An 8,542-nucleotide genomic window follows, 5' to 3' on the forward strand; every position below is an offset into this window, starting at 1 on the left:
GATAGCGCCGGCCCGCAGCGCCAACGTCACCGTGCGAGCGACGATTTCCGGGTCAACGCCGTAGCCGCCCTCGAGGTCCATGGTCACCGGCAGGTCGACCGACCCGACGATGCGCTTGATGTTGTCGAGCGCCAGTTCCAGCGGGATTTTCTCGCCATCGGCGTAGCCGAACGCGGCCGCGACCGGCCAGCTTCCGGTGGCGATCGCCTTGGCACCCGCTTTCTCGATGATCTTGGCCGAACCCGGATCCCAGGCATTGTAGAGGACGACCGGGTTGCCCTTGACGTGGAGGGAATGAAACGTCCGCGCACGCTCGATCTGCTCGGTCATGGTTATTTTCCCGTCTTCCTGCTGTTGGATGAGCACTCTAAGCGGCACTGTCGGCTCTGGCGATGTGCCATGAGCCTGAGAAGCGGCGGCCAACGAACAGACTTTCAAACCTGTTGCGCATCCTTCTTTTCGCAGCTATGGATTTCGCCATGAATATGCGTTCGATCAAGACCATTTGGTGGTGGGCCTGCTGACAGCGGCCTGTTCGAACACGTGCGCGTGAATAGAGAGGGTGGCCGCAACGGAAAGTCCGGGCGGCCATTTGTTTTTTCCAAGCCATTCCCGGGTCCGTTGCCCCAAGAAGCTGATGGAGACGGCAATGACGATGAAGGTTCTGGAAAACGGCGCGGAAAGTTTCGTGACCGCGGGTGGCATCACCATCACCCGCGCGCGCCACGACCGGCCGTATGCGGGCGCGATCGACGCTTACGTCGACGGCCTGAATTCGCGCCGCGGCGCGGTGTTTTCCTCAAACTATGAATATCCCGGCCGCTACACGCGCTGGGACACCGCCATCATCGACCCGCCTCTGGTTATCTCCGCGCGCGGCCGCGCCATGCGTGTCGAGGCCCTCAACGGCCGTGGCGAGGTGTTGTTGCCGGTCATCGGCAAGGCGCTGGGTAGCCTGGCCGATATCACCATCGCCGAGACATCGAAAAGGCTCATCCGTCTCGACGTCGCCAAGCCCGGCCGTGTCTTCACGGAAGAAGAGCGCAGCCGCGTTCCTTCGGTGTTCACGGTGCTGCGCGCCATCACCGCTCTGTTCAAGACCGAGGAAGACGCCAATCTAGGTCTCTACGGCGCTTTCGGCTACGATCTCGCCTTCCAGTTCGACCCGGTAGACTACAAGCTCGAACGCAAGCCAAGCCAGCGCGACCTGGTGCTGTTCCTGCCTGACGAGATCCTGGTCGTCGACCATTATTCGGCCAAGGCATGGACCGACCGCTACGACTATGCCGGCGAGGGTTTTTCGACCGAAGGGCTGCCGCGCGACGAAATCTCCGAGCCGTTCAAGAGCCCCGACCGCATCCCGCCGCGCGGCGACCATGAACCCGGCGAATACGCCGACCTGGTGCGCAAGGCGATGGATTCGTTCAAGCGCGGCGACCTGTTCGAGGTCGTGCCGGGCCAGATGTTCTACGAGCGCTGCGAGACGCAGCCGTCCGAGATTTCGCGCAAGCTGAAGGCCATCAATCCGTCGCCCTATTCCTTCTTCATCAATCTGGGCGAAGGTGAATATCTGATCGGCGCCTCGCCCGAAATGTTCGTGCGCGTCAACGGCCGCCGCGTCGAGACCTGCCCGATCTCGGGCACCATCAAGCGCGGCGACGACGCAATTTCCGACTCAGAGCAGATCCTGAAACTGCTCAACTCGAAGAAAGACGAATCCGAGCTGACCATGTGCTCGGACGTCGACCGCAACGACAAGTCGCGGGTCTGCGAGCCGGGTTCGGTGCGCGTTATCGGCCGGCGCCAGATCGAGATGTATTCGCGCCTGATCCATACGGTCGACCACATCGAAGGCAGGCTGCGCGAAGGCATGGATGCCTTCGATGCCTTCCTGTCGCATGCCTGGGCGGTCACCGTCACCGGCGCGCCGAAGCTATGGGCCATGCGCTTTATCGAGCAGAACGAGAAGAGCCCGCGCGCCTGGTATGGCGGCGCGATCGGCATGGTCAATTTCAACGGCGACATGAACACCGGCCTGACGCTCCGCACCATCCGTATCAAGGACGGCATTGCCGAAGTGCGCGCCGGCGCCACATTGCTGTTCGACAGCATTCCCGAGGAAGAAGAAGCCGAAACCGAACTGAAGGCATCCGCCATGCTCTCCGCCATCCGCGACGCCAAGACAGGCAATTCCGCCAGCACCGAGCGCACCACCGCGCGCGTCGGCGACGGCGTCAACATCCTGCTGGTCGACCACGAGGACAGTTTCGTCCACACGCTGGCCAATTATTTTCGCCAGACCGGCGCCAACGTCTCGACCGTTCGCTCGCCGGTGCCTGAGGAAGTCTTCGACCGGCTGAAACCCGACCTCGTCGTGCTGTCGCCCGGCCCCGGCACGCCGAAGGACTTCGATTGCGCCGCAACCATCAAGAAGGCGCGCGCCCGCGAACTGCCGATCTTCGGCGTCTGCCTTGGCCTGCAGGCATTGGCCGAGGCCTATGGCGGCGAACTGCGGCAGCTGCACATACCGATGCACGGCAAGCCGTCGCGCATCCGCGTCTCCAAGCCCGGCATCATCTTCTCGGGCCTGCCCAAGGAAGTCACCGTCGGCCGCTACCACTCGATCTTTGCCGATCCGGTGCGGCTGCCCGACGATTTCATCGTCACGGCCGAGACCGAGGACGGCGTCATCATGGCCTTCGAGCACCGCAAGGAGCCGATCGCCGCAGTGCAATTCCACCCGGAATCGATCATGACGCTCGGGCACAATGCCGGCATGCGCATCATCGAGAACATCGTCGCCCACCTGCCGCGCAAGGCCAAGGAAAAGGCCGCCTGACGATCATGGCCGAAGCCGAGAACACGATGGCGATCGCGGCCAAGGCGGCCGCGAAGCGCAAGGTCGCGAACCTCGCCTTCTGGTCGATTATCGTCGCCTTTGTCGTGCTCGCGCTGAAAGCTGCCGCCTGGTACGTCACCGGCTCAGTCGCACTCTATTCGGACGCACTGGAATCGATCGTCAACGTCATCGCCTCGGTCGCCGCCTTCTGGGCGATCCAGATCAGCCACAAGCCGGCCGACCAGGATCATCCCTTCGGCCATCACAAGGCCGAGTATTTCTCGGCAGTGCTGGAAGGCGTGTTGATCGTGCTTGCCGCGCTATTGATCCTCAACGAGGTCTGGCGCTCCTGGCAGACTCCGTCACCCTTGGAACAGCCTTGGGAAGGTCTTGCGGTCAACGGCGTTGCCACGACTATCAACGCCTTCTGGGCCTGGACGCTGATCCGCGCCGGCAGGGCGGAGAAATCACCGGCACTGGTCGCCGACGGCAACCACATCATGACCGACGTGGTGACCTCGATCGGGGTCTTCGGCGGCCTGGTCGGGGCGATCCTGACCGGTTGGCAGATCCTTGACCCCGCACTTGCCGTCCTCGTGGCTTTGAACATCCTGTGGCAGGGCTGGCATGTCATCGGCTCGTCGATGAACGGGCTGATGGACCGCGCCGTCGACACCCAGGAGCACATGCGCATCCGCGACGTCATCTCGGCCAACTGCAAGGGCGCACTTGAAGTGCACGACCTCAAGACGCGCATCGCCGGCCGCGCCACCTTCATCGAGTTTCATCTGGTCGTCGACGCACACATGTCGGTCGGCGCCAGCCATGTCATCTGCGACCGCATCGAGGATGCGCTGAAGGCCGAAATCCCCTCGGTGCGCGTCACCATCCATGTCGAGCCCGACGACGAGGCCAAGCTGCCCAAGGGCACCACGGCCGTGCCGTTCGCATGAGGCGGTTCACCAGGTCTCGATTGAGAGATCTTTGATCCGCTCGAATTCCCGGACATTACGGGTCATCAGCGCAAGGTTCCGAGCGCGCGCTTGCCCACCGATCAACGCATCGTAGGGACCGATCGGAGTTCCTAACGTCGCAAGCGTTGCCCGAATCTCCCCAGCATGTCTTGCGTCTTCTCGGTCGAATTCGAGCACCGGGAACTGCAGAGCTTCGATGCGCGCCAAATTTTCAGCCCTTCGCTGGCTCTTTTCAGCACCATAGTGCAGTTCGTGCGCGACGATCGCAGAGAGGGCATAGTCCTGCGGCCTGTGCCGTTTTAGCAGCGCCAACAGACCCGCGTCGCCCTTGATGACCGCGATGACGGCATTGGTGTCGAGCAGGTAGATCACTTGAAAACGTCATCCAAGGCAGGTCGATCCTGCCCGTCTTGACGTTCGAGCGCCGCCTCGGCGAAATCGTTATCAAGCGGTCCGATCACTTGGTCTAGCCACGCCCAGTCCTGCGCAAGCGGTTCCAGAATGACGGTTTGCCCGTGACGGCGGATCGAAACCTCATCTGTTTCGAAACGGAACTCCTTGGGCAGACGCACAGCTTGTGACCGGCCCGACCAGAACACTTTCGCCTTGTCCATCACGCTATCCTCAAATGAGATATAGCAAAGATATATCCCTTCATGGCGACGTAGACAAGTCCGAGCTCAGGGCGAGCAGGCCGATTGCGGCATTGGCTTCAGCCGATAGACCTTGTCGTCGGATTTCGTCTTTCCGGCGTCCGCCTTCGAACACAGGTCGACGATTGCAAGCGCGCTGTTTGGGTTGGCCAGCATCATCGTGCCGTTGGCGCCACGCTTGAGGAAAATCTCCTTCTGCGCGATGTCGCAGGAGAAATCGCTCATCTTCGTGCTGGCCGCGCAGCGCCACTGGTCGGCTTCGCCCTGGCAGGAATAGGTCTGCGTCACCTTAGCCGATTTCTGCCGTGTGGTGACGGTAACGGCAATGTCGGCGCCGTCTGGCCAATTGGCGGTGTCACCGCCCGAGGCGAAGGACGCCAGTTCTACCTTGCCGCGGAAAACCCGGATCGACTGGGTGAGTTGATCGGGGTGCGAGCCGAGATGCGCTGCATCGTAGTCGCGCCCGTAGCAGAACGCCTGGTCCGGCTTCAGCCGCTCGCGCAACGGAGCTCCGAGCGCAGCGGCGACTGGATCGATGCGCGCGAACTCCGCCTGGCAGGTCGCTGCCGGCATCGGGTCGAGGCGGAAATTGTCATCCTCCGAGCCGAGCGCCTGCCTGTCATATTCCGCTGCGCCAAGCTCCTCTTCTGATCCGGCATCGAGATAGATGTCGGGCTGCAGATCCGAGAGGAACAGCCGACCCTTGTCATCGACCTTCAGCGACGCAAGCGTCCGGTCGCATTCCATGCCGCAATGGACCGGGCCCGTCTTGCCGTCCTCGGAAGCATGATTGCACCAGCCGCCGGCCCATTCAGGCGACTTGGCGCCGCGCACCGTGGTGGCGATGAAGGCATTGTAGGACGTGTCGGAATTCCCGGTCGGCTCCTCGTTCGGCCGGCTGACCGGATCATGGCCGTAGTAGAAGAAGATCCGCGCCACCTTCTGCTTCGGGTGCGCCTTGAGATGCGCCGCATCATAGACGCGGCCGAAACAGGCATCAGCGCCGTTCGGACTGAGTTCGGTAAGCTTCAGCGCATCGTCGGCGGAGGCCGATCCGGCAAGCGCGCCGAGCAGCACGGCGCAAAACCCGGCGCCGGCAACCGTCTTCCATTCCCCCAACCCAAACGCCCATTCCTTCAACGCCATGTGACCTCTCCTCCGCATCGAAAGGACGCAACGGCAATTTATGCTAGTATTGCGGCTGGAGTCACGCAATTCGCGGTCAGCCGCCAAGCGGAGGAGGATGCCATGCGCCGGCGCGATATGTTCCGCACGGTTCTTGCCGGAACCGGAACGCTTCTCGGTCTGCGGGCAGCACAGGCAGCCGCCACCGAGCCCACAAGGCAAAAAGTCGCCTACCACTTGAGCGACAGCGACAAGGTCAATTTCGTGCTCGGCAACATCAAGAACCATTATGAAGGCACCGGCGGCAAGGTCGACATCGTGCTGGTCGTGCATGGTCCCGCGCTCGCGGCCTTCAAGTCGAAAGGCATATCGGCCGCGATTTCCGGGCGCTTCGCCGGCCTGGTGCAGCAGGGACTGGAACCCCACGCCTGCGCCAACACCATGCACGGCATGGACATTACACTCCCCGACCTGCTCGCCGGATTTCATGCCGCCGACAAGGGCGGCGTCGTCAAACTCGCCGAACTGCAAGGCCAGGGTTACGCCTATCTGCGTCCGTAGAGCGGTTTGTTTGACGCAAATCCCCCGGGGAAAGCGCTCACACTTTTCCTTGAATTGCTCCAAGGCTTGAACACCGGGGTGGCAAGGGCCTACGAAGGGCAGGCAGACATCCCGGAGGAAGAACCGTGCCAGCCACCACACTCAGCATACCCGATCTTGCCGGCAAGGCAGTGCTGGTTACCGGTGCATCGACCGGCATCGGGGCGGCGCTCGCGCTGGCCTATGCAGCGCAGAAATGCAAGGTGGCGTTGCATTATAACTCGAGCCGCGACGCCGCCGAGAAGCTCGGCCTGACGATTGCCGACAAGGGCGGCGAGGTGTTTCTCGTCCAGGGCGATTTCTCCGTTGCCGCCGATGTCGAGCGCGTCGTCGAGGACAGTGCGCAATATTTCGGCCGCCTCGACGGGCTGGTCAACAATGCCGGCGGCATGCTCGGCCGCATCCCCTATGCCGAGCAGACCGAGGCGCATTACGATGCGGTGATGGACCTCAACGCCCGTTCGGTGCTGACTGCTTCGCGCAAGGCGATCCCGTGGCTGAAGAAACAGGGCGGCTTCATCGTCAACACCTCGTCGATCGCCGCCCGCAATGGTGCGGGCGGCGGCGCCGGGCTTTACGGCTCGGCCAAGGCCTTCGTCTCCAATGTGACGCGTGGCATGGCCAAGGAGCTGATCGGCTTCGGCATCCGCGTCAACGCGGTGGCGCCCGGCACAATTCTCACCCCGTTCCACGAGCGCTATTCGACCGACGAGCAGATCAAGGGCATGGTCGCCACCATTCCGCAGGGACGCGCCGGCACGGCGCAGGATTGCGTCGGCGCCTATCTGTTCCTCTCTTCCGACCTTCTCAGCGGCTACATCACCGGCCAGGTGATCGAGGTGAATGGCGGCCAGTTGATGCCTTGAACGGCTATCGGCATACTGGCGATCTGCACGCTCTTGTCGAAAACCTCAAAGGGAGACAACGGAATGTACGGACTGATCGGCAAGATGCGGGCGTCGCGCGGCCAGCGCGACGCGGTCATGGACCTCCTGCGCGCCAGCACCGGCGCCCTGCCGGGCTGCCTGAGCTATATCATCGCCCGCGATCCCGCCGATGCCGACGCGATCTGGGTCACCGAAGTGTGGACCGACGCCGAAAGCCACAAGGCCTCGCTGCAGCTTCCCGAAGTCCAGGCGGCGATCGCCAAGGCGCGGCCGTTCATCGCCGGCTTCGAATTCCAGGTCGAGACCCACCCCGTCGGCGGCTTCGGCCTAGCCGACAGCAAGACGGGGTGAGTTCGATGCCAATTTTGAGGAGCAATCTTTGACGCAGACAGTAAACATTCGCGATGCGAAAGCTCATCTGTCGCGCCTTGTGAGACGTGCAGCCCAAGGCGAGTCGTTTGTTATTGCCAAAGCCGGCAAGCCGTTGGCCAGAATCGTGCCGATCGAACAGCCGGCGCTGCAGGCGCGACGGGTCGGTTTTATGGCCGGCCAGTTTTCCGTCCCCGACGATTTCGACCGCACGGGTCGCAATGAGATCGAGCAACGGTTCAACGCCGGCTTGTGAGACCTGTTACTCGACACCTGGGCGGGTGAAACAATCATTTTTCTGTGAATCGCGGTTCGCATTTTTCGCCCTGCGGGTCTAAGAGCGAAACATGGATTCCTCGGCCGAGCAGCCCTCCCCGGACCTGCCCACACTCGAGCGCATGGCGCGGATGCGCAGGCTCTGGCAGTGGCTTGCCCTGCTGGTTGTTTCCTTGCTGTTTGCCGGCGCGCTGGAACTCGCCGCCCTGCCGGCGGCGCTGCTGATCGGGCCGATGCTGGCCGCCATCGTCGCCGGCACCAATGGCGCCACGGTGCGCGTGCCGCGTCTTCTGTTCGGCGCCGCCCAGGCGATCGTCGGCTGCCTCGTCGCGGCGTCGATCTCGGCCGACATCTTTCCGGTCTTCTACAAGGAATGGCCGCTGTTTCTTGGCGTCGTGGTGGCCACCGTCACAGCCTCCAGCCTGCTCGGCTGGCTGATCAGCCGCTGGCGCATCCTGCCCGGCACCACCGCCGTCTGGGGCTCGTCGCCGGGTGCGGCCACCGCCATGGTGCTGATGGCGGGTGCCTTCGGCGCCGATCAGCGGCTCGTCGCTTTCATGCAATATCTGCGCGTCATCTTCGTCTCGATGACGGCGGCACTCGTTGCCAAGATGTGGGTCGACACGTCTGAGGTCGAAATCCCCGCCATCGTCTGGTTTCCGCCGATCGATGCCCAAGCCTTCGCCGCCACCATCGGCATCGCGGTCGTAGGCGGCCTGGCGGGAAAGTTGTGCCGACTGCCCTCGCCCTTCTTCCTCGGCACCTTCATCTTCGGCACCGTCGTCCATCTCGGCTTGGGCGTGGAAATGCAATTGCCGC

Annotated in this window: 11 protein-coding genes; 7 read left to right on the forward strand and 4 right to left on the reverse strand. The window is 62.9% G+C overall.

Going from position 1 to position 8,542, the window contains the following annotated elements; genetic code table 11:
* On the reverse strand, positions 1–330 hold a 330-nt coding region (locus EN925_RS12460; protein WP_206521224.1), incomplete at its 3' end, for an isocitrate lyase/phosphoenolpyruvate mutase family protein.
* Positions 331–649: 319 nt separating this feature from the next.
* Here EN925_RS12460 and EN925_RS12465 point away from each other — a divergent pair.
* Positions 650–2,839, forward strand: a complete 2,190-nt coding sequence (locus EN925_RS12465) for an anthranilate synthase (RefSeq protein WP_127384907.1) — start codon at positions 650–652, stop codon at positions 2,837–2,839.
* Between the two features lie 5 nt (positions 2,840–2,844).
* The gene (locus EN925_RS12470; RefSeq protein WP_127368482.1) at positions 2,845–3,792 is read left to right on the forward strand and encodes a cation diffusion facilitator family transporter; all 948 of its coding nucleotides are present in this window, start codon (positions 2,845–2,847) and stop codon (positions 3,790–3,792) included.
* Between the two features lie 6 nt (positions 3,793–3,798).
* Here EN925_RS12470 and EN925_RS12475 read toward each other — a convergent pair whose 3' ends face one another.
* The 3 genes from EN925_RS12475 to EN925_RS12485 form a co-directional block, all read right to left on the reverse strand.
* Positions 3,799–4,185, reverse strand: coding sequence for a type II toxin-antitoxin system VapC family toxin (locus EN925_RS12475; RefSeq protein ID WP_127368481.1), 387 nt, complete (start codon positions 4,183–4,185; stop codon positions 3,799–3,801).
* Entirely contained in the window at positions 4,182–4,427 is a 246-nt protein-coding gene (gene vapB, locus EN925_RS12480; protein ID WP_023760667.1) for a type II toxin-antitoxin system VapB family antitoxin, read from the reverse strand. Before vapB ends, EN925_RS12475 begins: the two co-directional genes overlap by 4 nt.
* Before the next feature lie 66 nt (positions 4,428–4,493).
* Complete coding sequence (locus EN925_RS12485; RefSeq protein ID WP_127368480.1) at positions 4,494–5,612, reverse strand: hypothetical protein; 1,119 nt, start codon at positions 5,610–5,612, stop codon at positions 4,494–4,496.
* Between the two features lie 102 nt (positions 5,613–5,714).
* On the opposite strand from EN925_RS12485, the gene EN925_RS12490 reads away from it, so the two are divergent.
* From EN925_RS12490 to EN925_RS12510, 5 genes are all read left to right on the forward strand, one after another.
* Entirely contained in the window at positions 5,715–6,152 is a 438-nt protein-coding gene (locus tag EN925_RS12490; protein ID WP_127368479.1) for a DsrE family protein, read from the forward strand.
* A 125-nt stretch (positions 6,153–6,277) separates the two neighbouring features.
* Positions 6,278–7,057: an SDR family oxidoreductase gene (locus EN925_RS12495; RefSeq protein ID WP_013529934.1), complete on the forward strand. Its 780-nt coding sequence runs from the start codon at positions 6,278–6,280 to the stop codon at positions 7,055–7,057.
* Between the two features lie 63 nt (positions 7,058–7,120).
* Positions 7,121–7,429 (forward strand): putative quinol monooxygenase, encoded by a 309-nt coding sequence (locus EN925_RS12500; protein ID WP_013529933.1) that lies wholly within the window; start codon positions 7,121–7,123, stop codon positions 7,427–7,429.
* Positions 7,430–7,457: 28 nt separating this feature from the next.
* Positions 7,458–7,703, forward strand: coding sequence for a type II toxin-antitoxin system Phd/YefM family antitoxin (locus tag EN925_RS12505; RefSeq protein ID WP_127368478.1), 246 nt, complete (start codon positions 7,458–7,460; stop codon positions 7,701–7,703).
* Positions 7,704–7,794: 91 nt separating this feature from the next.
* On the forward strand, positions 7,795–8,542 hold a 748-nt coding region (locus tag EN925_RS12510), incomplete at its 3' end, for an AbrB family transcriptional regulator (RefSeq protein WP_164894188.1).

Source organism: Mesorhizobium sp. M7A.F.Ca.US.006.04.2.1, assembly GCF_004022915.1.
In the GTDB taxonomy this organism is placed as follows: Bacteria; Pseudomonadota; Alphaproteobacteria; order Rhizobiales; family Rhizobiaceae; genus Mesorhizobium; species Mesorhizobium ciceri.

Excerpts from the sequence above, each read along its gene's own strand:
- EN925_RS12465 (WP_127384907.1), top strand. The coding sequence starts at position 650 with ATGACGATGAAGGTTCTGGAAAACGGCGCGGAAAGTTTCGTGACCGCG.
- EN925_RS12470 (WP_127368482.1), top strand. The coding sequence starts at position 2,845 with ATGGCCGAAGCCGAGAACACGATGGCGATCGCGGCCAAGGCGGCCGCG.
- vapB (WP_023760667.1), bottom strand. The coding sequence starts at position 4,427 with ATGGACAAGGCGAAAGTGTTCTGGTCGGGCCGGTCACAAGCTGTGCGT.
- EN925_RS12485 (WP_127368480.1), bottom strand. The coding sequence starts at position 5,612 with ATGGCGTTGAAGGAATGGGCGTTTGGGTTGGGGGAATGGAAGACGGTT.
- EN925_RS12490 (WP_127368479.1), top strand. The coding sequence starts at position 5,715 with ATGCGCCGGCGCGATATGTTCCGCACGGTTCTTGCCGGAACCGGAACG.
- EN925_RS12500 (WP_013529933.1), top strand. The coding sequence starts at position 7,121 with ATGTACGGACTGATCGGCAAGATGCGGGCGTCGCGCGGCCAGCGCGAC.